General features: G+C 42.1%; 16 protein-coding genes and 1 tRNA gene. 5 read left to right on the top strand and 12 right to left on the bottom strand.

Annotated elements, in window-relative coordinates; translation table 11 throughout:
* Window positions 1–70: 70 nt before the first annotated feature.
* Together LI288_RS05390 and LI288_RS05385 are read right to left on the bottom strand one after the other, a co-directional pair.
* Window positions 71–4,336, bottom strand: a complete 4,266-nt coding sequence (locus LI288_RS05390; RefSeq protein ID WP_227089690.1) for an InlB B-repeat-containing protein — start codon at window positions 4,334–4,336, stop codon at window positions 71–73.
* A 172-nt stretch (window positions 4,337–4,508) separates the two neighbouring features.
* Entirely contained in the window at window positions 4,509–5,669 is a 1,161-nt protein-coding gene (locus tag LI288_RS05385) for a hypothetical protein (protein WP_227089689.1), read from the bottom strand.
* A gap of 171 nt (window positions 5,670–5,840) precedes the next feature.
* On the opposite strand from LI288_RS05385, the gene LI288_RS05380 reads away from it, so the two are divergent.
* Window positions 5,841–5,913 (top strand) — tRNA-Arg (locus LI288_RS05380).
* A gap of 146 nt (window positions 5,914–6,059) precedes the next feature.
* Here the strand turns inward: LI288_RS05380 and LI288_RS05375 are convergent.
* A complete protein-coding gene (locus tag LI288_RS05375) occupies window positions 6,060–6,953 on the bottom strand; it encodes a DUF5688 family protein (protein WP_022432943.1) in 894 nt (297 codons plus the stop codon).
* A gap of 296 nt (window positions 6,954–7,249) precedes the next feature.
* On the opposite strand from LI288_RS05375, the gene pdxR reads away from it, so the two are divergent.
* Complete coding sequence (gene pdxR, locus LI288_RS05370; RefSeq protein WP_227089688.1) at window positions 7,250–8,701, top strand: MocR-like pyridoxine biosynthesis transcription factor PdxR; 1,452 nt, start codon at window positions 7,250–7,252, stop codon at window positions 8,699–8,701.
* On the opposite strand, the gene LI288_RS05365 is transcribed toward pdxR, so the two are convergent.
* The 3 genes from LI288_RS05365 to gpr form a co-directional block, all read right to left on the bottom strand.
* Window positions 8,694–10,142, bottom strand: a complete 1,449-nt coding sequence (locus tag LI288_RS05365; RefSeq protein ID WP_022432945.1) for an aminoacyl-histidine dipeptidase — start codon at window positions 10,140–10,142, stop codon at window positions 8,694–8,696. The genes pdxR and LI288_RS05365 overlap by 8 nt on opposite strands.
* A 176-nt stretch (window positions 10,143–10,318) precedes the next feature.
* Window positions 10,319–11,611: a stage II sporulation protein P gene (locus LI288_RS05360; RefSeq protein ID WP_227089687.1), complete on the bottom strand. Its 1,293-nt coding sequence runs from the start codon at window positions 11,609–11,611 to the stop codon at window positions 10,319–10,321.
* A 221-nt stretch (window positions 11,612–11,832) separates the two neighbouring features.
* Window positions 11,833–12,795 (bottom strand): GPR endopeptidase, encoded by a 963-nt coding sequence (gpr, locus tag LI288_RS05355; protein WP_227089686.1) that lies wholly within the window; start codon window positions 12,793–12,795, stop codon window positions 11,833–11,835.
* 251 nt (window positions 12,796–13,046) lie between these two features.
* Between gpr and rpsT the strand changes: the two genes are divergently transcribed.
* On the top strand, window positions 13,047–13,310 hold the full coding sequence (rpsT, locus tag LI288_RS05350; protein WP_022432948.1) for a 30S ribosomal protein S20: 264 nt from the start codon (window positions 13,047–13,049) through the stop codon (window positions 13,308–13,310).
* 58 nt (window positions 13,311–13,368) lie between these two features.
* Here rpsT and holA read toward each other — a convergent pair whose 3' ends face one another.
* The 6 genes from holA to LI288_RS05320 all read right to left on the bottom strand — a co-directional run bounded on the left by holA (window position 13,369) and on the right by LI288_RS05320 (window position 21,106).
* Window positions 13,369–14,346 carry a DNA polymerase III subunit delta gene (gene holA, locus LI288_RS05345; protein ID WP_227089685.1) on the bottom strand — a complete coding sequence of 326 codons (978 nt, stop codon included), beginning with the start codon at window positions 14,344–14,346 and terminating at the stop codon, window positions 13,369–13,371.
* 342 nt (window positions 14,347–14,688) lie between these two features.
* Entirely contained in the window at window positions 14,689–17,325 is a 2,637-nt protein-coding gene (locus tag LI288_RS05340; RefSeq protein ID WP_227089684.1) for a ComEC/Rec2 family competence protein, read from the bottom strand.
* 7 nt (window positions 17,326–17,332) lie between these two features.
* Window positions 17,333–18,262, bottom strand: a complete 930-nt coding sequence (locus LI288_RS05335) for a GerMN domain-containing protein (protein WP_022432951.1) — start codon at window positions 18,260–18,262, stop codon at window positions 17,333–17,335.
* Window positions 18,259–19,779 (bottom strand): sensor histidine kinase, encoded by a 1,521-nt coding sequence (locus LI288_RS05330; protein WP_227089683.1) that lies wholly within the window; start codon window positions 19,777–19,779, stop codon window positions 18,259–18,261. Before LI288_RS05330 ends, LI288_RS05335 begins: the two co-directional genes overlap by 4 nt.
* Entirely contained in the window at window positions 19,772–20,461 is a 690-nt protein-coding gene (locus LI288_RS05325) for a response regulator transcription factor (protein WP_227089682.1), read from the bottom strand. Before LI288_RS05325 ends, LI288_RS05330 begins: the two co-directional genes overlap by 8 nt.
* Before the next feature lie 33 nt (window positions 20,462–20,494).
* A complete protein-coding gene (locus LI288_RS05320) occupies window positions 20,495–21,106 on the bottom strand; it encodes a helix-hairpin-helix domain-containing protein (protein WP_227089681.1) in 612 nt (203 codons plus the stop codon).
* 205 nt (window positions 21,107–21,311) lie between these two features.
* Here LI288_RS05320 and LI288_RS05315 point away from each other — a divergent pair, with 205 nt between their 5' ends.
* Window positions 21,312–24,053 carry a YfhO family protein gene (locus LI288_RS05315; protein WP_227089680.1) on the top strand — a complete coding sequence of 914 codons (2,742 nt, stop codon included), beginning with the start codon at window positions 21,312–21,314 and terminating at the stop codon, window positions 24,051–24,053.
* A 58-nt stretch (window positions 24,054–24,111) separates the two neighbouring features.
* Window positions 24,112–25,488, top strand: coding sequence for an argininosuccinate lyase (gene argH / locus LI288_RS05310; protein ID WP_022432956.1), 1,377 nt, complete (start codon window positions 24,112–24,114; stop codon window positions 25,486–25,488).
* The last annotated feature ends 56 nt before the right edge of the window (window positions 25,489–25,544 follow it).

The raw sequence follows: 25,544 nt of genomic DNA, 5'->3' as shown, positions 1-25,544 counted from the left end.
TATTTTAATATTTTAACAAATTTTAAAATTTAATTCAATTTGTTCTTTTAGATAAAAGCTGTGTTTTAAATTATTTCACCTGTGTGATATTACCCTGCTTGTCGATATGCCATACCTGCTCGCAAAGTTCATCCGGGTAGTTTTTCAGTTCATCGATGGTTAAATGCCCTACCGAATCATACCATTCCTCGTCACCGGGGATTCTTTTAATGATGGTGTCGTTATAGACGGTCGATGCCGCCTTTACAAGGATAATGCGGCGCTGTTTCCACTGGGCATACAGTTTTACCGTGGCGTGGTTTACGGTTGTAAGGTTCTTTACCGTATCCTGCGGCTGGTATTCCGTTCCCTGTCCGTCCGTTCTTGTATTCCATCCCATAAAGGTAAATCCCGTCCTTTCCGGCTTCTGCTCCGGAAGAACGACTTCCTCTCCATACTGCACTTCCATTCTTTCAGGCACGTTTCTTGCGGCAGTGCCTGCATTGCCGTCAAATTCGATATAGTAGGTAATCGGTGTCACCGTTTCATCCCAGACGGCATACATGACCGTATTTTTCTTTAAGACATAATCTGCATTGCATGGGAAGCGTGTTTCGCTCTCCGGGCTGTTTTGGGCCCATATCGCAAATGCATAGGAATGGGTATAGCCGTCAAGGTCAACGGATTCCTTTACACTTTCGCCAAGCTGTAATTTAAAGCCCTTTACTTCCTGCGGGGCAGCCGCATTGCAGTACACGGTTTTCGTTACCGGCTTTGTGGTGTCATTTTCCGTTCCGCCGTTTAATTCATAGGTCAGTGTTACGTCTGCCCGGCACACGGTATAGTAGGTAATGCTGTCCGGGATTTTTAAATGTTCCTCCCCGGACTTTACCTCCATCTTTTCAGCACCTTCCGCGATGATGTCTGCCCTGCTGTTAAATCCTACTGCCGTAACATCCGACACATTTTCCCATCCGCCATAGGCACTGCACTGTGGCGCATCGATAAGGGCATAGGTGTCGTTGTTGTACATGGAGCCTTCCCTCTTATAGGTCTGTGCAAAGTCCACGAATGTCACGGTGATGTCCTTGCGGTACACGGCATAGAGTGTGACGTTTCCGGTGACGGTGTACCGGGTAAGTCCTGTTTCTGAATCACTTTCTGTATTCCATCCGGCATGTTCCCAGCCGTTTTTGTATGCTGCAACGGAAATGTCGGCATCCGCACCGTAGTAGGTCTTTACGGTTTCCTTATCCGCCGACGTACCGCCGTTTGTTCTGTAGTCATAGGTAACGGTGCATACCGTCCTGTCATAATAAAGTCTGACCGTGGTATTTCCCTTAACTTCCGTCTGCGTGCGGTTTCCATTCTCCTGAATCGTCTTATTTTCATTGAATGAAAGCCCCTTTATTTCACGGGCAAGGGTTTTATGTACCAGTGTTTCGCCGTAGTACGGTGTTAAAGCTTCTGCCACGGACGGTTTGTCCGGATAGTTTCCTGCCGTATCCATGTAGTAATGCTCAACGGTGACGGTATATTCATTGGTCTGTGATGCAGAACATGCCTTTAACGTGACATTTTCTTCCGGCATGACAAATGTTACCGGATTTGATGTCTTTGATGTGCCGTTTCTGAAGGTAAGGCGGGACTCCGTTTCAAATCCTGCCCACTTATAGGTATACTGCGCGGTCTTTTCACTGAGCGTAACGGATGCCGTTACATTTTCTCCCCAGCGGTATGTACCCTCCCCGCTTTTTGCACTGAAAGCATCGGCATTGTCGTATGTTACTGTTACATTGTAAGTCTGTCTGTAAATATCAACGCTTGTTGTATAGCCCTCGGTCTGGTACTGTCCGCTGACTGTATATTTTACTACCGCCGGTCTTACCCACTTATCTGTATCAAGACTGCCAAAATCATAATCAACCGTATCCCCGGTCCTGAAATCCTTATCAAAAATGGTGGTGTATGAAGTCCATGTGCCGTCTGCATTTTCATAACGTACACGTATCTTCTGGTTAAAAATAAGGTTTTCAGACCGTGTTGTATATTTTGCATACAGCGTTGTATTTCCTGCCGGTGTATATGTATCTCCTGCGCCGCCGACACGATTTGTAAGGGCAGAATCCAGATACCAGCCGTCGAAAGTATAACTTACATTCTTTCCGTCAATCTCAACGGAAGCTTTTTCTGCATTTGGAAGTGTAACTGTGCCGTTGGTATAATCTGCTTTTACATTTACCGTGCCGCCGTTTGCGGTCAGGTTTTTAAACCTCACGGACGGCAGCCAGTAGGAAGCACCGGTAAACTGTCTGTTTTCCGATATGCCGAATGCCCTGTAGTGCATGATTGCACGGATGGTATCATAGACATTTCCCGCGGCATTTAAAATGTCGGGATTGCCGTTGTAATATGCCGCCCAGTTTAATGTCCCGATCGTCCAGTCATATAAACCCTGCACCTCACCGTGAGTGGTATTGCTGTCCAGCTGTTCATTCCAGCCGTTAAATTCTGCCTGTGCATTGGTGTTTTCTTCACCGGTTGCTGCCGTGCCGCCGTTGGTTTCATAGCTTACGGTGTAGGCTCTTTTGGCTTTCAGGAAATCATAGGTTTTGTCATATTCGTATGTTCTTACCGTATCTATTGTCGCATTTCCGTTTTCATCAAGAAGCGTGCCGCCGTCTGCGTTGTAGTCCACTTTATAATTACTGTTTGTCCATTCTGCTGATAAGTTGATGGTGTTGTCCCACAGATACCACTGCTGGTTTTCGCCACCGTAGTAGTTACACAGCTGGAGGTTTGTGCCGTTGTCCGTGCTTCCGTAGAGAAGGTCTAACACAAGGTTTGGGTCAAGCTTTGAGCGGATATAGAAGTATCCGTCCCCCGCCATCTGAAGCGTCCACTTTTGGTTGTCACCGCCGTGGTATGCCCACTGCTGGATGTTTGCGCCGTTATTTCCGCCATCTATGCCTGTGCCAATGGCGGCATCCAGTACCTTTCCCGTTGCATTGTTCCGGATGACCCAGTACGGCAGTCCGTCTTCAAAGCCCGCAAACACAAAGGCATACATCTGTGCATTGCCGTTTACACAGTCCCATATCTGTGCATTTGCGCCGTCCGCATAGCTTGCCGCGCTGATGTCAACGCACTGATACCTGCCGCCGCATTTTGTACGGATACTGGTAAGCGTGCCGGAAGACGGAAGCGTACCGCCGCCGTCACGGCCTCCGGTAAGATTTAAGAACTGGTCTTTTATTTCCCATGTACTTCCGGATACCGATGTGTAGCCTGTTCTCTTAAATAAGAAGTTTTCCGCAGTGTTTCCGTCATATGCCGCATTATAGGAACGGTAAAAATCAGACATGTTGTCAGCTCCGTTTCCCATGTAGCTTACAAAGCAGTCTGCCTGTACCCACTGGGCTTCAAAGGTGGCATCCTCAAACAGGGATGACCAGTATTTTCCATCAGTGAACATTTCTGCGAGCTGTCCGGCATCATAAACCTTTCCTGCCTGCTTGCCGCCTGTGGATGTAATCTTCCAGCCAGTGAAGACATAACCGTTTCTTGTCGGTGTCTGCGGTACGGATACGTTTTCAATTCCTAACCGCTGCATGGTAACTGCACTGCCTGAACCATTGACCTGTCCGCCGTTTAAGTTAAAGGTATAGGTAAATGGGTCTGTTATCATGGTGAAGACATGAAAACGGTCTGGAATATCCGCCTTTTTAAGTGCTAAATTACTACCACTTCCCACAGTTTCATCTCCATTATTCCACCTAAAAATTGGCACAACATATCTTACCTTATTCTGTCTGGTACTTATATCCTCGCCATTCGGGTATCCACTCTTACCATATCCTGTATCACCGTTTTCCGTAACTCCGACCGTCCATGTGCCGCTTGAGCCACGCCAGCCACCGTCAAATACAATATTTCCGTTTTCATCATACTCACCTACAGACCAGTAAAACTGCAGCCCTGCATTTTCAGTTAAACCGCCTGCATCTGCTGTATCTTCCTGTGCTGCTACAATCGTAAGCCGCTGACCGGAATTAACCCTTATTTTTCTAGTATAGGTAACTCTTGATGAAGCTTCCAATCTGATATCATCAAAAAAATGGCTTCTGTCAGAGTAGATTTTCCCAACATCATTCGTATAATTACCACCATATGTCCTAACATCAGTCATAGAGTGCTGTCCTTCACCCAATCCTGTTCTAAACTCCATATATGCAAGACTGTTCCATGTGTCATAAGCCGCCCATGTCTGGCTTACATATGTGCCTAAACTTACTGCAATGAGTAACACCGCCGTAAGCGCTGTAATAAGTTTCTTATGCTTTTTTATAAATCGCATACTTTATTCCTCCTTTTAAATAGAATCTGTTGTAAATGAGTTACAAATAAACCCGATTAATAGTTACAATATAAATATACTAGACAAAAACTTTAAAACAGATAAACAAAATACCGCCTGTGGAAGTTTCACAAGCGGTATTTCATATATCTTATATTTAATTGTTTTATTATTATCCTACATATCTGAACCAGTTTAAATAAACATCAACTACTCCATTGTGAATATATGGGCGTAAATCTTGAACATCAAAACTACTTAAATCCGTTTCCTCTTTGGTACAGAAAAATTTTCCATCTTCAAGTACAATCGAATTAATCACATAACAATCATCAGTACTAGGATAATCAGATGGTTTCCATCTATTTTCTGCATACACCGGCTCTGCGATATTGCCATCCTTATCTACTTGTACTGTAACATATTCAATATATTCAACAGGTCCGGTCAAATCCGGCTGAGCTGTGACATTCCCTGTTGTATTTGCCAGTTCCGGTGTTCTGCCATGATGTCTGACCTCAATCACAACCGTATCAATGACCTGACCGTTTCTGACTTCCTTGCCGTCTACCGTGCCGGAGTATTCTGTCGCTACCCTGCCGTTTACGACGTACCATGTATTTTCGCCGTCTGCGGCAAATCCGTTGTAACCAAAGTCAACCGTTCCGTTATTAAACTTCCATGTGCCGTACTCGTTGCTGCATAAGCCGTTAAAGCCGAAGTTTACCGAACCGTTATTGACTTTCCACCAGCCGTAGTCATTTAATGCCATACCGTCAAATGCGAAATCAATCGCACCGCCGTTAAAATACCACCATGTATTGGTTGCTTCATCAAAGTCCAGTCCGTTGACGCCAAAATCAATGCTGCCGTTTACAAACTTCCACCAGCCATAGTCATTTAAGGCAATGCCGCTGTAGTTAAAGTCAACCGTTCCGTTGTCATACTTCCACCAGCCGTACTCATTTACACCCATGCCGCTGTAGCTGCCGTCCAGTCCGCCGTTATTGACATACCACCAACCGTACTGGTTTAACACCATTCCTGAATAAGAAAAATCAACTTCACCGTTATTAACCTTCCACCAGCCGTATTCGTTTAAGGCAATGCCGTCATAGTCATAGTCAATCTGTCCGTTTTTGTAGCAGTGCCATGTATCCCCGTCAAGCACAAGGCTTTCATCGGAACTGTCCACATACTTCTGTACGGAATAATCGGATGCGTAAGTCTTTACCCCTCCTGCACCCAGTGTCGCCATTGCTACTACCGCAGCTGTCATGCCGATAACTGCCGCCTTGTCTGCTTTTTTTAATAATGCTTTTAATCTTGTCATAAAATTTTTTTTCCTTTTTTAGCGTTGTATTTTATTATAATGGAACAGACCCCGCCTGTCTATCGATAAATTACCGTGCAGCATTAAATTTTCAAGGTGCTTTTATTTTTTTTAATTTAATTCAATTAATCATTGCCAAAAATGATTTTTTGTTGTAAAATAATTGAGTTCGTACATGTAGCTCAGTGGATAGAGCGTTCGCCTCCGGAGCGAAAGGCCGTGGGTTCGACCCCCATCATGTACATCCATTTTACAGCGGCAGTGTTACTGCCGCTGTTTTTTGTTCTATCAGAAATTGATGTGTAATATTTCTTTAAGTCCCCAATATCCTGCATAAATGCCGATTCTGTTTTAAATACCACACAGCATTCCGGCTGAAAAATCCGGTATTTAAAATGACATCGTAATAAATCCATCACTGCGGCGGTATATATACACTTTATCCGACAATACTTCTTCCCTTGATACGCCGTCAGTATTGACTTCCCGCACCATATCCTCCAGATTCATCGCATCGTAACGTGCCAGTTTGGGCAGCAGAATCACCTCATGAATGGAGGAGGGAAGAATATATAAGTCTGTCTGGAGCGTATCGGCAAACTTTTTCAAGACATCCTCATAAAAGATACACGCTGCGCCATTAAGCCTTGTATTATTGGTCAGCACATACATTTCCGCTGCCATAAGCAGTTCCTTTTCCATTTTTAAATCCTCTAATACCAGTCCTATCAGGGAAGACAGCGGATAAATCTGGCTCTGCAACAAGCCCGGCGTATTACTGACAGCAATTTCATGCACCTGCTGTTCTGTCACATGCCAGCCCTCCAGATGGTTGTTATATATTAATGCCGTTGCCGTTTCTCCTTCTGACTGGCTGAGCAGGCAATAATATACTACTGCAAGGTCTAATACCCTCTTATGCGGAATCTTTTTTAATAATTTTTCGTTCTTGGAATAATTAATGACTTTATATGCGATGGTTTGTTTCACCCTATCGAAATCCTGAAACCAGTCCGGACAAATTTGAATGTTATCTTTATTTTCATTATATATGTGAAGAATCTCTCTGACAATATCCTCTACCGTCCTGCCGTTTTGATACTGTTTATAAAACCCGTTCAGATAAATTGTCGGCGATATATGTTTTCCTTCTTCCATAATGACCAGACCGTCCAGTTCACAGCCATTATTTTTGATAACATGATTAATGCTTACAACACCTCCTCTGCCTGTTTCTTTTTTTGCATACTCCTGTACACACTGTAAAAAATCCCCGTACTCCATGTTACTCTCCTTTGCATAAAATATTAATTTAAATATACTTGAAAATTCAAGATATTCACAAATAAATAATGGATTATTCCGGACGTGCCGGCTGATTTATGGATTGCTCCCTTGTTGAATTTTAAGAACCTTTTACACAAAATACTGCCTGTGAAAAAGGATTATTGAAAATCTGTTATTAGTATATGCTATCTTTTGATATTTGTCAACTAATATTTTTTTGTTATGAATAAGCATTTACATTCCTGCCGGAAGCGATTATAATTTCTAATATATACTACAGCAAGGAGAACCATATGCTTACTTACTCTTTTGATAATACCGGCTCTGACAGCCTTTACGAACATTTATACAAATGTATTAAAAATGATATATTATCCGGTGAACTTGCACCGGATTACAAACTGCCTTCCAAGCGCTCTTTTGCCAAAAATCTCGGCATCAGCACCATTACCGTTGAAAATGCATATGCCCAGTTAATTGCCGAAGGATACATCTATTCCCTGCCCAAAAAAGGCTACTATGTGACCGATATTGCGGCTGTAGGACAGCCTGTTTTTGCTGCTTCCTATTCACATTCACAGCCTGAAAATACGAATTTTTTGTCTGCCGCCCATACATCTTTAACATTTTCAAAACAACCTGATGCAAATACTTCTTATCAGATTGACTTTTCGACCAATCACGCAAGCGGCGCCAATTTTCCGTTTTATACATGGGCAAAGCTGATGAAGGAAGTCATGTCTGACTGCAGCAGCGAATTGCTGACCCCTTCTCCTGCTGCCGGCATTTTAGAACTGCGTGAAGCCATAGCACGGCATTTGTCCGATTTCCGCGGCATGAAAGTCCTGCCGGAACAGATTATTGTCGGTGCCGGTACGGAATACCTGTACGGTCTTTTAATCCAGCTTTTCGGAACAGATCAGACCTTTGCCGTTGAAGACCCCGGATACAGCAAAATCCGCATGATTTATGAAAGCCACGGCGTAGACTGTCTGTGTCTTCCTTTAGATAATGAAGGAATTCATATGGCGGCGCTTTCTGCCTGCAATGCGGACATTTTACATTTATCGCCGTCACACCACTATCCGACCGGTATCGTAACCCCGGTCAGCCGCCGCTACGAACTGTTAGGCTGGGCTTCCAAAGAGCCTTCCAGATACATCATTGAAGACGATTATGACAGTGAATTCCGCCTGCTTGGCAAACCGATTCCGTCATTGCAAAGCATTGATGTGATGAATAAGGTTATTTATATGAATACCTTTACCAAAAGTCTCGCACCGACAATCCGTATCAGTTACATGGTTCTGCCGCTCCCGTTAATGGAGCAGTTTAACCGGCGGCTTGGCTTTTATTCCTGTACGGTATCGAATTTTGAACAGTACACGCTGGCGCGCTTTATCCGTGAAGGACATTTTGAAAAGCATATCAACCGTATGCGCATTTATTACCGCAATCAGCGCGACTTTCTAATCTCTGCCATTAAAAAAAGCCCGCTTGATGCACTTGTAACTATTCAGGAAAAGGATGCCGGTCTGCATTTCCTGATGAAAGTAGATACGTCTATGAGTGATGAACAGCTTACACAAAAAGCAAAAGAGGCAGGTCTTAAAATCACCTGCCTCTCCCAGTATTATTTTCATCGGGACATTGCCGTAAACCACACGCTCGTTATTAATTATTCTGCCTTAAAGACAGATACGATTGCCAAAGCTGTTGAACTGCTGTACCAATGCCTTATTTAAGTTTTTCAAGCACTTCAAGAATCAGCTTCCATGTTCTTTCTACAGATGCAATATCAAGATGTTCATTTGTTGTATGAATATCCAAAATATTCGGACCGAATGAAATGCAATCCAGTCCCGGAATCTTTTCAGAGAACAGTCCACATTCCACGCCTGCGTGAATTGTCTGAATCAGCGGTTTTTCATGATAAAGTTCTTCATAAACCTCACAGATAATCTCGCGCAGCTTGGAATCTTTCTTATATTCCCATGCCGGATAAGGACCGTCTATTGTACAGCTTCCACCTAAAAATTCAGTCAGGCTGTACAGCTTTTCAATGAGCCATTCTTTTTCGGAACCTACACTGCTTCTTACAGAATAACACAATCTGACACAGTCTTGCGTTTCCTTAATAATACCCAGATTTAAAGACGTCTGTACCAGTCCCTTAATATCATTGCTCATCTTTACAACACCGTATGGCAGATGTACCAGTGCAAGCATTAACTTCATCGTGCAGGATGGGTGATATACGAGCGTTTCTTTTTCTTCATTATCTTCTGTTATCACAATCTGCATATCCGGGTCGGTTACTTCGTATTCACGCTTTAACGTTGCCGTAATCTTTTCCATAGTTTCTGTAAATGTCTGCGCATCCGACGGCTGGATTAATAATTCCAGTTTACCGACCTTTGCAATCGCATTATCTTTTTCACCGCCGGAAATTGATGTCACAAAGAAAGACATTTCATTGTTTAATTCCATTAAAATTCTGCCCATTAAGACATTCGTATTGGCACGCTGGCAGATGATTTCCGTACCGGAATGTCCGCCGGTAAATCCTTTTAAAGTGAGTGTACGTCCGACACCGGTTTCTGTACCTTTTGTCACAGGAATGTCACAGCGTACGGAAGCACCGCCCGCACAGCCTGCTAAGAAAATACCTTCATCTTCGGAATCCATATTCAGCATGATTTTTCCATTTAAATCAGAAAGGTCGATTGCCGCAGCACCCAGCATACCGATTTCTTCATCAACAGTAAATACGGCTTCCAGCGGCGGGTGTGGAATATCCGTAGACGCTAACAGGGCAAGGCTGTATGCAACCGCAATACCGTCATCTCCACCGAGTGAAGTCTGTTTTGCAGATAAATATCCGTCCTGAATCTCTAAATCCAGTCCTTCTTTTTCCATATCCTTTACACAGTCTTCTTCTTTTACCGCAACCATATCAATATGTCCCTGCAAAATAACTGCCGGGCTGTTTTCATATCCTGACGTACCGTCTTTCCAGATAATTACATTCAGACTTTCATCCTGTCTGTATTTTAATCCGTGCTGTTTTGCAAAATCAACACAATAATCACTAATCTGCTTTACATTTCCTGAACCGTGTGGAATCTTACAAATTTCTTTAAAATAATGAAATACTTCTTTTGGCTCTAACTGTTCTAATGTCATATAACTCTCCATTCCGCAGACATTGAAAATCCAATCTCCTTGCCACACCCGCCCCAAAGAACGGATTACAAAAAAGCCTTTTTACTGTAATGTCTGCAACATCATCATTTTATAAAATGCATTTTACCACTGCATTTCGTTACTAGTATAGTGCAAATGTCTTATTTTATCAACTCTTATTCATACACTTTTTCACCGCTTAAAAACTTGTTTAAAATGTCCGCCAGCGGCTCCATGGCATTTTTAACTTCTTCTACCGTATTGGTCTGTGCCCCGGCTTCAATCAGCATGGAACGTCCCCGCTCATGCAGACAGTAACGGTATGCGTTGACATAAATATTTCTCAGAAAATCCGGATAATAAGCCTTTCCAATCAGCTGCATCTGAAGGCTCATCGCCAGATTGTCATCACGATACGGATTGTACAGATAGCCGATATCCCCATTGACACGACTGTAACTTAAACCGTTAAAAAACATAATTTTAGCCATTTTTTTGCCATCAACTTCCGTTAAAAGATGCGTGGTTTCCGCCACACCGTCCCGGTGCAGATCAATCACAACCTCTATCGACGGATTTTCCTGCAAAATCTTTGCAATACCTTCTTCCGCATATGTATACGCCTTGCTTCTGTCAAGCTTACCGTCAACATAATCGTAAACACTCGTATCATGAATCACCTGATAACCGTACTTTTGTGTCAGCAGCTCCGTCAGATAGTCGCCCACCCCCACAATCGTTGTTGTGGGGTCACCTGCCACGGAATCTGCAAATGTTTCCTGCGAATGGGTATGGAAAATCAAAATCTGCGGCTTGGTGACATCCTTTGTAATAGACAAATCTTTATTTAAAAATTCTTCCGGTCTTAAAATATTTTCTGTCAACGATGTAATGCTTGTTACCGTATAGAATTTGGAAACAAACGAAAAATCACATAGCTGGGCTTTAGAAAATACCGTACCTGTTACCGTATTTCTTGAAATAACCTGGCGGGCATCCGCATTTTTTCCCTGCTGTGCCTGTGTGTCTGCATTTTGCGCACTGTTATCCGGCTGTGCCGCATTTGAAGTATTTTCCTGCGATGGTACCGTCCGGTCTGTCTGCTCAGCTGAGATTTGCACATCCGCAGCATTTTCGGAAGATTTACCGGAAGTATTTTCCGAATCCTGCGCCGGATTTCCCTGTGCAATGCCATCCGCCGCAGTGTAAACCGCTCCTGTATTTTCATTTGCCATTAAATACTCATTAATAGGACAAATATCATTGATTACATTTTCAAAAAATGTGAAATCGTCATTGTCCACATTTTTAATATAGGCATAGGACGGTACACCGGTCTGTAACAGCAGTTCTTTACAGACCTCTGTAAGAACCGTCTTCATATTTGTCTTATTCCAGAAAATCAAAACACTATACACCGCACAAAATATTACGATAACACCTGTAAGCCTGTACTTATTTTTATTCATATTAATACCCATTTCTGAGCGACTTGTCGCGAAGATGCGATGAGAAATTCGCGTAGGCGATTTCTCATCTGCAATCATGGCTATTTGTTTTCGCTCAAAAACAAATAGTGGTGTGAAAAATAAGCGCATCAGCGTTATTTTTCACACTAACTCCGGCTGTTTAATTAAACCCTCTTTCAGGTTCAACACTATCCTATTCTGTTCTGCCGCCGGATATACCTTTAAATCCCAATCATCTGTAAATCTTCACACGCCATATCAATCGCTTTTGCAAGAATATGCCCGATTGCCTTGATATTGGCATCGATATCTTTCGGTGTCACATACATATTCACCATTTCCGGCGAAATGACTTCCCGTATCAATTCATATTTTTCCCGTGGGGAATATTCTGAAAAAATACGGCTGACAGACTTTAATTCTTTCGACTGTGCAATGGCTTTTAAAAAATTTTCCATCGTATCATTGACAATTGTCGGGGCGTCCACCACGGTCGGCACTCCGATTGCAAGCACCGGCACACCGACAACATCTTCCGTAATGCCAACACGGTGATTGCCGACACCGGACCCCGGATGAATTCCCTGACTGGATAACTGGATTGTCGTATTTAAGCGGCTGCTGTCCCGCGCCGCCAGCGAATCGATTGCAATTAAAACATCAGGCTTTAACTGACGCACCACGCCACGCACCAGTTCCGCCGTTTCCATGCCGGTCTGTGCCATAACACCCGGTGCCAGTCCCGCCACTGCAACTTGTATACCGGCTTCCTTTGCATAATGGCGGTTAATTTCAATATTTTTTACAACATCCGGTCCGAGTGCATCGGCTGTCACATCAGCATTGCCAAGCCCCAGCACCAAAACAGTCGCTTTTTCTTTTTCGCGGATATACCCGGACAAGAGTTCTTCGAGATTTTTGGCAAGAATAACTGCCGTGCGCTGGCTGTATTCATCATCGGTTGTTCCCAGCTTTCCGGCTTCAATTGTAATATACTTTCCTTCCGGACGGTGCAGTGCCTTGACACCTTCTTTCCCGGTAATTTCAAGCACCGTGACCTTAATCCCTGTTTTATTATCCTTCATTTCATTTATAATAACACCTTTTAATCTTCCCTTTTCCCTATTAACCTGCTCATTGACCTCTAATGCAAGGTCTGTTCTGATTTCAAATACATTTTTCATTTTTAACTGCCCTCCATTTTCTAATCTCACAAAGTGGCAGTTTCATGTTCAGTTTTTTATCTGCCATTAGAAGTTAATACTAGTATGTGTCGTATCTTTTTAAAAATCCGTTAAAAAAATGGAAAATTTTATTGACATCCTTTCCCCTTCCCGCTATAATACAGTAGTATGTTTACATTAGAACGTCCGTGTCCGGATTTAATGCAAAACAGATTAATCTTTTAAATATAATTTTTTTGGAGGTGTACGGATTGGCTAACATCAAATCTGCTAAGAAGAGAGTTTTAACAAGTCAGATCAGAGCTGATAGAAATAAGGCTGTTAAGTCTAGAGTTAAGACTTATGTAAAGAAGGTTGACGCTGCTGTTGCTGCAGGCGATAAGGCTGCTGCTGAAGCTGCATTACCAGTTGCTATCGGCGAAATTTCTAAAGCTGCTTCTAAGGGTATCTACCACAAGAACACAGCTGCAAGAAAGGTTTCCCGCATTACAAAAGCTGTAAACGCTATGGCTTAATTTTATAATGTATTTTAAAGAAGCAGATGTTGTCACCCACTCACATCTGCTTCTTTTTTTACTTTTGGCTGTATTTTATAATCATCAGTTCAACACCAAGCTTGTCTTCTATTTTACCGGTCTTTACCGCTTCCTCTGTTTCCGCAAAATCCTGGAGTGCTTCTTTTATCTGTGCACTTTCAAAATATTTTGCCTGTGCGGCATATTTGCCGACAATAAACGGTGCAACCCCCATTTCTCTTGCAATCTGTGCATTGGCATTGCCACGCATTAATGATTCCTTGACCTGCAAAATGCCGTTAAACTGTCTTGCCAGCAGATATAAAATACGCATCGGCGGTTCTTTTAACAGCAGTAAATCATAGTATAAATCCAATGCCTGCTTCTGCTTTTTGGTTGCAATCGCCGTAATCATATCAAAAATACGGCTCGTGGTCTGTGTTGTACATACGGCTTCAACATCCTCCGCGGTTATCTGCGGTCTGTCGATACAGTATGAGACCAGTTTTTCGACCTCTGCATAGATTAAATCCATGCCTGCGCCGGTTTTGGACAGCAGCAAATCGACCGCCGGACGGTCAATGGTCTTCCCTTCGTTTTTTAAAAGGGTTACAATCCACTGCACAAGTACGGAAGTGCTCTGCTGTTTCATTTCACAGATATATCCTGCCGTGCTGACTGCCTTGTATACTTTATTTCGCTTATCAACTTCCGATTCAACAAAAACAAAAATAAGATAATCCGGCATATTTTTTATAAAATCTGCCAGTTCTTCCTGTGAAGATTTAAAAAAGCCGCTGTTTTCAATGATAATTAACCGCTTCTGTGCAAAAAACGGCAGTGTATTTGCCATATCTATCACTTCTTTTACCACGATTTTATTTCCCTCAAAATAAGAATAATTCATGGTATCGTCCCCGCTGATTGCCTTTTTTAACTTATCACGGTATTGCTTTTTTAAATATTCCTCCTCACCGTATAAAAGATATACGCTCTGAAACTCCCCTGTTTTAATCTGTTCATTAATTACTTTCACAATAATCTCCATTCCGCAGGCATTTTAATGCCGGAGGAATCGCGAGCCAAATCTTATTTGGCTCTGCGATAAAAAGCGACTTTGTTGCGCCTGCGGCACAAAGTGCTGTGTGAAAAATATGCTATCAAGCATATTTTCACACTAATCTCTCTTTTCCGCAGGCCTTCCAATGCCGGAGGATTCGCGGACTGAATTTATTCAGTCCTGCGATAAGGCAGATTGATGACACCTGCCTCATCAATCTGTCTTGTGAAAAATCTTAGATTTAAGGATTTTTCACACTTTCCTCTCTTCTATGCAGCCTGCTTCCGCTTTAGAAACAATCATAACATATTCCTGCCGTTATTGCCACTGCATAAGCCGATAAGTTTTTCCGTCACTTTTAACAGTAATCTGACCGCACTGCGCCGTTACCTTTGTCTGTATATCCATTTTTTTTAAACGCTGTATTACTTCCTCCGACGGATGGTGATAACGGTTATTGACCCCGCATGAAATCAGTGCCGCCTGTGGACGGATTTTCTCCAAAAATGCTTCACTGCTGGCACTTTTTGAACCGTGGTGCCCGGTCTTTAAAATCGTAACCGGCGATAATACACCATTTTCCAGCAATTCATTTTCAACGTTTATTCCTGCATCCCCCGTCATCAGCATAGAAAATTCTCCATAGTCAATCCGGTAAACCGCCGAAATATCATTCACTGAATCCGTGTGGTATGATATTTCCGGGTGAAGACACTGCACCGTAACCTGACTGTTTCCGACAAAATCTCCGGTTTTGACATGCCACACCGGAATATTACAGTCTTGCGCAATCTTGATAAATTTAATGTAATTTGCATCATCACAATTTTTCAATGCCTCCGGCAGCAGCACTGCCCCGACAGTAATTTCATCTCCCTGCATCAGTTCCATAATGCCGCTGATATGGTCTGTATCGGTGTGACTGACCAGTGCATAATCTATCCGCGCAACACCTTTGGATTTTAAAAACGGTACCAGCGTATTTTGTGCCAGATTTTTCTCATCACTGCTCCCGCCGTCAAATAGATACGTTTCACCTTCCGGTGTCATCATATAGATGCCGTCCCCCTGCCCCACGTCCAGCATATCAATTTCAAAAGACGGCTTTTTCGGCAGCATGATAATCATGATAGCAACAGCTAAAAATATTAGCTCACACTTTTTTACAATCTTTGAATATTTCACTGTTTTTGTGTCCTCTGCTGATTTTTTTAATTCTGCAGCACATTCACCTTTTGTTGATTTTTCAGATTCAATAGTTCTTGTATTTTTAGGCTCTGTATTTCCTGTGCTTTTTGTCATTCTATTAAAATGTGCAGCTCCTTCCCTCTTTTTGTGTGTTGCATTAAAAAGAAGTTTCTGCCAAAAATCCGACGGAAAATGCGACAACGCAACAAACAGTGTCAAAACCAACAGATATACTACACACTGCCATAGCTTTGGCTTTCCTGCAACAATTCTTGCATACGGCAGTTTTCCAGCTGTTCCGCATAAAACTTCATAAAATTCTAAAATAAAATGGGCTGTTCCCAGTAAAAACACACCTGCCGGTTTACAAAAAAGTCCTGTAACGCCAGCGCTCACACTGCATAACATGACAAGCGGCATCAACGGAATCACCAGAAGATTTAAAAATACACTATATAAAGGAAATTCATAATAACAATTCAAAATGACCGGCAGCGTTGCTGCCGTAACAGAAAAACTGGTTAAAAAAGAAGCTTTTACAGTATCCCTCAGTGTATCTATAAAACACCGTTTTTCTGCATGGTTACTCTGCGGACGATCCGGCAGAAAAACACGTTTCAACGCAGGCAGAACGACCGCAATTCCCATTATTGCACAAAAAGACAGCAAAAAGCCGCTGTTATACAACACATATGGATTATTCCAGATAAACATCACTGCTGCTGTACTTAACGCAGACAGCATATCATATGTTCTTCCTAGCACCTGTGCATACATCATCAAAAGACACATCACCAATGCCCGCAGTCCTGACAGCGCATTTCCTGTCATCAGAACATATCCGGTTATAAAAAGCGTTCCTGCCGCAAAAGAAAATACATATGACGTTCCTGCGCGGCGCAGCAGCCTGTATAATGCCATTCCCACAAGCGATATGTGCAGTCCGCTGATTGCCAGCAGATGTGCAATTCCGTTGCGCTGGTAAAGCTTTTTAATATCACCATCCAGACTGCTCTTGTCGCCAAGAACAATCGAGCTGTACAAACCTGCCTTTTCTTTTGTGCCAATCTGTTCATAGACTTCTTTAATTTTCAAGCGGAATTCTGATAACAAATAGCCTGCCGTCTGTCTTTTCCTGGTAAGCACCGTCACATCTTCGGCTGTCATTTTATAATGAATCCCGATAGATTTGTAATACATTCTGCTATCAAAACCGCCCTCATTGCGTGAAGTTTCAAAACACTTTAATGTTCCGGACACTAAAAGCATATCACCGGGTGCAATCTCAACTGTTGACACCGTTTTTCCATCCCCCTGTACCCCGCCTTTATCAGAATATGTATTAACAATGGATACAAGAAGCTTTCCTGCTCTTTCTTCCGGATTTTCAGTTTTGTCGCTATTCTGTATGGATACCGTTGTATTTTTTAATATAATACAGTCATATCCATCTTTTTGTTCCACGGCACAGACCGTTCCTGTAACCGTACTTTTTTGTGCCTTTTGCTGTATAACGGAATCAAAGGATGCCGGTTTTGACCGGACAGAGATTATTCCATAAGAAATCAAAGAAAAAAGAAAGGACAGGCAGACAGTCCATTTCCTGCCTGTTCTCTTAACAATTACCAGAACTGCTGCCGTCATAACAAGCAGCCCACAAAGCAGATATATTTTGCCTGCAGCAGTCATACACAGCGCAATATATACCGTGACAAGTGCCGCAAATACCATCGGTCTTTTAATAAAATCCCCTCCTGTTTTATGCATAATGCATTTATGAACTTACAATTGCTTCATTAAATGTAAATGTACTATCTAAACTGATGCTTTCACGGAATGTCTTACTGGAGTCCCCGTTAATCATAATTTTAACAGCATCCACACTATCCAGTTCACACAATGAATTCACAATAGAATACACCGGTATTTCATTGGACACGTTAACCATTTCCGTTAAAAATGTCGTGCTTAAATTGACATAACACACGCGGTTACTTACGGAAATATTGAGCAGTTTTAAATCCGTTGGCAGTGTTGCATATACCGACGTATCAGAAGGACCTTTAATCAGCCGTTCTACAACCATTTTTTCCAAGGATACGTTCTTGCTGTAAGCGACTGCAACCGATGTTTTTACCAGTTTATCCCCAAGCTTGTCTGCATAATACAAATTGAGATTCTTCCATTCAATATTTCCCATTGCTTCATTCGAGTCATCGACTAAATCTTCCATGGACAGCAGTCCGATCTGCGTTCCGTCAGGGTACTCCGCTACACTGCCGTCCGCATAAAACTGCACATAAGAAACACCGTTAATCTGTGTGAGCATTTTTACAATTCCCGCATTTAAAAGCAGTTTAACAGAATTGTCACATTCGTTATATTCCCTGCTGAAATAAATATTCGCCGTGCTTTTGGACGAATCAAAAGTCACATGGTCTAAACGGACCTGCTCCGGCTTAATGACTTCACAGTCTTCCTTTTTCTGACGTGTATTCATCTGCTGCATCAATTCCCGCATCAGCACCAGCGTATCTGATGTTTCCGTTTTATATGTTTTTTCTACCAGTTTATTGGCCGAACTATTCATATAATAAACTTTATACACCTGGCTTTCCGATGTGTTTTTCTGACATCCGGTATACGCAAAACAACTGCTGACAGCCAGCAATAAAACCAGTATATATCCAACTATTTTTTTCACGAAAGCCGTCCCTCCTGTTCTGTATCGGACTGAACATAATTTAACGGAATTCTGACCGTAAATGTCGTTCCTACATCTTCTTCGCTGTGCATTTTTATCGTTCCGTGGTGCATAAGGATAATTTTCTTTACAATTGCAAGTCCCAGACCCGTTCCTCCGGTTTCTCTGGAACGTGCCTTATCCACACGGTAAAAGCGTTCAAATACCATATCCTGATTTTCCTTCGGGATACCAATTCCCGAATCCTCTACACGCACATAAAAATACTGATAATCGGCATTTAGGGCTACATGCACCCAGCCGTCTAAATTGTTGTACTTTATCGCATTTTCAACAAGATTGGATACAACCTGTGTAAACTTGACTTCGTCAATTTCTGCAACGACCGGGCGGAAGCTTTCAAACAGCAGTTCGATATTCTTTTTCTGTGCAATCGGCTTTAAACGCTTAAGTACAATCTCCATTAATTCATTCAGATTCACAGACGAAATATTCATCGCACCGGACGGCTTGTCCATCCGCACAAGCGAAAGCAGATCGTCAATAATTTTACTTTCGCGGTCAATTTCATTGACAATATCCTGCATAAACTCCTTATACAGTTCAATCGGCACATCTTCCTGCAAATTCAGGGAATCTGCCAGCACCTTAATCGATGTAATCGGCGTCTTTAATTCATGTGACACATTAGATACAAATTCCTGACGGCTCTCATCTAATACACTTGCCTTATCCATAATCAGATTAAAATTGCGGGCAAAATCCTGTAATTGTGTGTCTCCTTTTATGCTGAGCCTTTTTTCTGTATGTCCGTTTGCAATTTCCTCGACCGTATGGAACTGCTTTCTTAATGTCTTTCCATACAGCTTGGATATAATATATGCTCCTGCCAACAGTATCGTTACCAATGCCGTTCGGATAATTCCGGTACGGTAACTAACCTCGCTTTGGAACTTATCAATCTCGGAAACATCAACACCCACAGAAAGTACCCCCATGAGTTCATTATTTTTATTGTACAGCGGCACAACAGCTTCTATTGTTCCGGTTGTTTTATCATATCCTGAAAAACTCTTTTTGGAATTACATGCGCTGATGACACGTGAATTAATAATCGTCTTTCCTGTTTCAAAAGAATAAGAATCCGACTGTATGACAAAATTCGTATTAATAACACGGATACGCATGGTTTCAAATGCGGAGTAGCGCACCATCTGATTATACATACCGGCTTTTTCTGCCTCGGCAAGCGACTCAAAATCCGCATACTCTCCGGCAACGACAGCTGCTTTCGTCTGCAGGTCTGCCTTTCTGTCCTTAATCATGGAGCTTCTGTAATAATATGGAATCATGACATCCACGAAATACAGTGGCACAATTGAAAAGACTGCCAGTATCATAAACAGCCGCACCCTTGCACTTTTGAGTTTTCTAAAAACCAATCTTACAAGTTCCAGCAGACTTTTTTTATGAAATTTTACGATTTTTAACCGATCCGGTTTTAAATTCTTAAACATTGAAATAATATCCTACTCCCCACTTAGTATGAACATACTTTGGCTCACTCGGATTTTCTTCAATCTTTTCACGCAAACGGCGTACATGTACATCTACTGTCCGTGCATCCCCCGGATAGTCATAACCCCAGATCGTATTAAGAAGTGTTTCCCGGCTGTAAACTTTATTGGGATTTAACACCAGTAATTCCAGTAAATCAAATTCTTTTGCCGTAAGATACACTTCCTTATCATGGATAAATAAACTGCGGCTGTCACAGTCCATACGCATATCTCCCGTTTCAATCTGGCTGCTTGCTTCCGTTTTAGCTGATGCCTTTGAATTCCGGCGTAAAATTGCCTTAATCCGTGCCTTTACCTCTAAAATGTTAAAAGGCTTTGTAATATAGTCATCTGCACCGTATTCCAGACCGAGAATCTTGTCCATATCCTCACCCTTTGCAGTCAGCATAATAATCGGAACATCTGAAAATTCACGTATCTGCTGGCACACTTCCATGCCATCCATTTTTGGCAGCATAATATCTAAAAGAATCATATCATATGAATTCTTTCTGGCACATTCCAGTGCTTCCTCTCCGTCATATGCACATTCTACCTGCATGCCATCCTGTTCCAGACTAAATTTTAATCCCTTTACAATCAGCTTTTCATCATCCACTACTAAAACTTTGTTTGCCATGTTTCTCCTCATCCCTCCGGCCTGCAGGTTTTCTCAAACACAAATCAACTCTTTGATTTTGTTAAACGCAGCATCTTTAATACCGGAAATTTTTTTAATATCTTCAATTTTTTGAAAAGACCCGTTTTCTTTTCTGTATTGTATAATATCCTCCGCTTTAGACGCTCCGATTCCCGGAAGTGTCATCAACGCCGTTTTATCTGCTGTATTAATATTCACTTTCCCCACACCTTGCACATCCTGTGCCGTATCTGCTTTTTCTGTTATTTCTCCCTGCTTGGGAATATAGAGTTTCTGCCCGTCCAACACGTTTTCTGCAAGATTTAATACCGTATCATCTGCTTCCGGCGTAAAACCGTCCGCCAGTTCAACAACTTCATAAATTCTTGTATGCTCCGGAACTTCATATACACCGGGACTTACAACCGCCCCACAGATATATACGTAACAAAGTGCTTTCTGTTCTTCCTGCCCGGTTACATTTTGTATGTTTTCTGTTTCTTCCTGTGTAACAGATTCTTCCGTATGCACAACCGCTGCCTTTGCTGCCCCGGTTTCAGATTGCTGTTTTACTGTATAAAACACCCCTGAAATTAAAATTACGGCTGCAATGGCAGCAGCTTTAATAACCTGTTCTTTTTTCATTGACCACATCTCCTTATACTTTATTTTTTACAAGTATAAAGCCCCCTTTGTGCTCATTTTTTATTTTACCGAAATCAATCGTAGATTACAAGCAGAAAATCACAAAACAAACGAAAGTACCAGAAACATTTTATTTAACAAAATGTTTACAGAAATTTCCCATTATAGTAAAATAAATTATTATTATGATTCGAGGAGGCGCATCTTGTCAAAGAAAATCAAGTCAGCAAAGGCTGACACTAAGAAAAGATTTCATTTTTCACTGCTGGATGATGAGAACGGTTCCATTCCAAGCGGTAATATTACCTTTGTAATGGCATTTCTGATTCCGGTTATTATTTTGGCTGCACTGTATTATGTGCGCGACATTTTCCCATTTGGTTCAAACTGCTATCTGCGTTCTGATATGTATCATCAGTATGCACCGTTTTTTTCGGAATTCTGGCATAAAATCCGAAGCGGCGAAAGCCTGACCTACTCATGGGATATCGGCATGGGAACGAATTTCACTTCCCTGTTTGCCTACTATCTTGCAAGTCCTGCCAACTGGCTGATTGCACTGTTTCCGCAGCGTTCCATGATTGAAATCATGAATGCAATGATTATTGTAAAGCTGGCAGCAGCTTCTGTCTCCTTTGCATATTATATTGCAAAGCATTTTCACACAAAAAGCTGTTCGATTGCATTATTCGGAACATTTTATGCACTCTCCGGCTTCGTTGCCGCATACAGCTGGAATATTATGTGGCTGGACTGCGTTATTTTAGTACCGCTGATTATGCTGGGACTGGAACGTCTGGTCAATGAAAATAAATGCCTGCTGTACTGTATCAGTCTCGGACTTTGCATTTTCACCAATTACTATATTGCAATCATGGTATGTATGGCGGTTGTATTGTATTTCATTGTTTTAATGGTTTCTTACAACGGCACACGCCATCCGCGCATTTATTTAAAGAAATTTATTCACTGGTGCGTATACTCCCTGCTTGCGGGCGGTCTGTCTGCCTGTCTGTTACTGCCGGAGCTGTATACATTCTCGTTATCCGCTTCCAGTGACGTGTCTTTCCCGAAAACGTTAAGCGTGTATTTTTCCATGCTTGAAATGCTTACCAGACAATTGATAAACATTCCGGTACATCTGGGACTGGACCACTATCCAAACATTTACTGCGGTGTCTTTATCTTTTTACTGATTCCGCTGTATGCCATGAATAAAAAAATTCAGCCAAGAGAACGTATCGGAAAATTCTGTATTTTACTGGTCTTTTTGCTGGCATTTAACATTAACATTTTTAATTTCATCTGGCACGGATTCCATTATCCGAACAGCCTGCCATGCCGTCAGTCCTTTATCTACGTTTTCTTTGTGCTGACGATGGCATTTGAAGCCTTTTACTATTTAAAAGAAACAACAGACAAACAGCTGGCAGCGGCTGTGTGGATTGCTGTCGGACTTTTATTTGTAATTGAACAGATGTTTACGACAGACAGCACTTACGATGCAAAGAGCGTTTATATCAGCGGTGCATTTATCTTAGCTTACGCCTTGCTGATTCAGCTTCACCGCCGGACAAGCTTTAAAATTCCGGTTATTTTATTTGCAGCATTTGCCGTCAGCATCATTGAATGTACGATGAATATGGAATCGACAGGTCTTGGCACAACGAACCGTACCGCTTATCTGCTCGATTACGATGCCGTGAAAACGGTTACCGATACGATTGCCGCATCGGATTCCACCTTTTACCGCATGGATAAGATAACGGGTGCGCGCTCCAAAAATGACGGGGCATGGCACAATTATCACTCTCTTGCAACATTTTCATCAACCTCCAACGCAGGCATTTCCGATTTATTCGGTTATCTCGGATTTGAACATTCAACCAATGCGTATGGATATGAAGGTGCTACCATGGTAACGAATTCTTTGTTTTCCGTAAAATATGTTATCAGTAACCAGCACCTGGCAGAAAGCCGGCTATTACAGTATGTGACCGGAAGTGACGGTGAATTTATTTATAAAAATAATTATACACTGCCACTGGGTTATCTCGTACCGGCGAATTTTGAAGATGAATGGACAACCAGTTCGATGTATAACGGCATTGAAAGCCAGAACAGCCTGATTAAGGCTGCCACAGGCATTGCCAATGTCTTTACGCTGACTTACGAATATACATCGGAAACAGATGTTAATATTGAACCGATTAAAAACGGTCATATGTATCTTGCCGTATCCGGTACAAATGTCGATTCTGTCGGTGTTAAAGTCAACGGATCGGTCAATAACTACTCCGGATTAAAAAACGGCAATCATTTAATTGACATCGGCTATGTTACAACTGCCGATTCCATTGAAGTATACGGCGATACCCCAATGGGGCTTTCCGTTTATACGTTAGAAGAAGAACGTTTTATCAACGCCTATAACATTTTAAATAACGGCGGATTAAACATCACTTCACACTCTGATACGAAAATAAAAGGCACCGTAACGGCACAAAGCGACAGTACAATGCTGTTTTCAATTCCGTATGACGGCGGCTGGAGTGTTTATATAGACGGTAAAAAAGTGAATACTTATGCAGTAAAAGATGCCCTGCTTGCAGTTTCTGTTTCAGCCGGAGAACACACAATTGTACTAAAATATATGCCGGTAAATCTGATTAAGGGTTGCATAATTACACTTTTATGCATTATTATATTAGTTGCGGTACATTTATTCGGAAAATACCGGGTTAATGGAAAGATTGACACCACAAAACTTCCACCGCTGCTTCAGGAATATCTTTCTGAAACAGACACATTATTCATGCACCGCAAGACAAAAGTTATCATGACACAGTCCGACATTAATCAAATAAAACAAGATACTGCCCCTCCGGTAGATATTGACACTTTAGATGATTTTGAAAATATGGATATTACGGACGATACCAAATAAGCATTACTTAAAAACTTACACAAAATTACAGCGCCAAAACGGCAGAATGGAGGACACTATGAAACTCTGGGGAGGACGATTCACAAAGGAAACAGACCAGCTTGTAAATAACTTTAACGCTTCTATTTCTTTTGACCAGAAATTTTACAGACAGGATATCCGCGGCAGTATTGCCCATGCAACAATGCTCGGAAAGCAGGGTATCATTTCAGAAGACGAAAGCAAAAAAATTGTTGACGGATTAAACGGAATCCTTTCCGATATTGAAAGCGGTAAGCTTGAAATTACAGACGAATATGAAGATATTCATACCTTTATGGAAGCAACTCTGATTGAGCGCATCGGTGACACCGGCAAAAAGCTGCACACCGGAAGAAGCCGTAACGACCAGGTTGCACTGGATATGCGCCTTTATACACGTGATGAGGTCTTAAACGTCAATCAGGAAGTCAAAGAACTCATGGAAGTGATTTTAAAAATCATGAAGGAAAATACCGAAACCTATATGCCGGGCTTTACACATTTACAAAAGGCACAGCCGGTTACGGTTGCACATCACTTCGGCGCTTATTTTGAAATGTTTAAGCGTGACAGAAGCCGCCTGCATGACATTTACGAAAGAATGAACTACTGCCCGCTCGGCGCAGGCGCACTTGCCGGAACGACTTATCCGCTTGACCGTGAACTGACTGCCAGCCTGCTTGATTTTTACGGTCCAACTTTAAACAGTATGGATTCTGTTTCTGACCGTGACTATCTGATTGAATTTTTAAATGCACTTTCTACGATTATGATGCATTTAAGCCGTTTTTCAGAAGAAATCTGTATCTGGAATTCCAATGAATATAAATTCATTGAGTTAGATGACGCATACAGCACCGGCAGTTCTATCATGCCGCAGAAGAAAAACCCGGATATTGCAGAACTCGTCCGTGGAAAGACTGGACGTGTCTACGGCGCATTAATGAGCCTGCTGACAACCATGAAAGGTATTCCGCTTGCTTACAATAAGGATATGCAGGAAGATAAGGAACTCTCCTTTGATGCGATTGATACGGTAAAGGGCTGTGTCAGCCTGTTTAAAGGCATGATCGCCACAATGCGTTTTAATCCGAAGCGCATGGAAGACAGCGCAAAGCACGGTTTTACCAATGCAACAGATGCTGCTGACTACCTTGTAAAAAAAGGTGTTCCGTTCCGCGATGCCCACGGCATTGTCGGTCAGCTTGTATTAACCTGTATCGAAAAGGGAATCGCATTAGATGACCTTACATTAGACGAATACAAAGCAATCAGTCCTGTATTTGAACAGGATATTTACGATGCCATCAGCTTAAAGACCTGCGTTGAAAAACGTCTGACCCTCGGCGCTCCGGGACCTGATGTCATGAAGCAGGTTATTGAAAAATATGAAGAATATTTGTTAAATGACTAAATCAGATAAATATCTCAGTTTTATGGTGATAATATCCGTCAAAAAGAGTCCGCAAA

Origin of the sequence: Lachnospira pectinoschiza (genome assembly GCF_020564355.1) — a bacterium.
Lineage (GTDB): Bacteria > Bacillota > Clostridia > Lachnospirales > Lachnospiraceae > Lachnospira > Lachnospira intestinalis.
Note: the sequence above shows the minus strand (reverse complement) of the source record. Positions and strands in the feature narration are given on the sequence as shown.